Genomic DNA, 1,032 nt, shown 5'->3' with positions numbered 1-1,032 from the left:
ACAGCCGCTTCTGCGTCACTGATAGCAGAAACCATGTATCAAAAATTCGAGCAAAAAGTCCCTGGCTATCGCCAAGAGGCTTATTGGAATCTGCTTGGCTATCCAATCCCTCGGCATACCATTACGAACTGGCACATTAAAACGTCCCAGTATTATTTCGAAGCTCTGGTGGCTGTCATGCGACAAGAACTGTTGAACCAGAAGGTTCTACACGCCGACGAAACGACCTTCAAAGTACTGAATGACAAAGACCGCCAAAAGTCCTATATGTGGTTATTCAGTACCGGCAAATACAGTGAACGTGCCATACATATCTACAAGCTTGGTCCATCACGCAGCGGATCTGTCCCTAGAGATTTTTTAAAAAAGTACACTGGATTTCTACATAGTGACGGGTTCTCCGGGTACAATAATCTTCCAGGGATGACAATGATCGCCTGTCTGGCACATATCAGACGGAAGTTCTATGACGCACGTCCACAGAACTATTCCAGTAAGAGTGTCGCTCATAAGGGAGTCACGCTATGTAACGAATTGTTTGCGTTGGATAAGTCCCTCAAGGACTTATCTGTTAGCGAACGGTATGACCAGCGCCTAGAATTAGTGAAGCCGAAGCTTGAAGCCTTTTTTGACTGGTGTGAATCTCTAACTGCGTATGGCAAACTTGGCACAGCGATCAACTATGCGCTGAATCAGAAAGAGCGGATGATGAACGTTCTGAAGGACGGCCGTCTCGTGCTGTCCAACAATCTAGCCGAACGTGGCATCAAGTCACTCGTTATGGGCAGAAAGAACTGGCTATTCTCGAAATCTTTTGAAGGTGCTCATGCCGTTGCGACTATTTTGAGTCTCGTTGAGACAGCCAAATCCAACGGATTACATCCACGAAAATATCTGGACTACCTCTTAACTTACCTTCCAAATCGACAACATACACCTTTGGAGGCTTATTTGCCATGGAATCCAAAGGTGCAGATGGAATGTCGCTAGACATTCAGCATATTATACGCTTCGGACACTTCTCATTATAGT

At 45.5% G+C, this 1,032-nt stretch carries 1 protein-coding gene; it reads left to right on the top strand.

Annotation, left to right across the window (positions count from 1 at the left end):
• Window positions 1-990: IS66 family transposase (gene tnpC, locus ACYQ4S_RS11965; RefSeq protein WP_459771373.1), on the top strand; the 990-nt coding region annotated here is incomplete at its 5' end.
• Window positions 991-1,032 lie beyond the last annotated feature (42 nt).

The organism is Alkalibacterium sp. s-m-28 (genome assembly GCF_054658175.1).
This window is presented reverse-complemented; position numbering and strand designations above follow the sequence as displayed.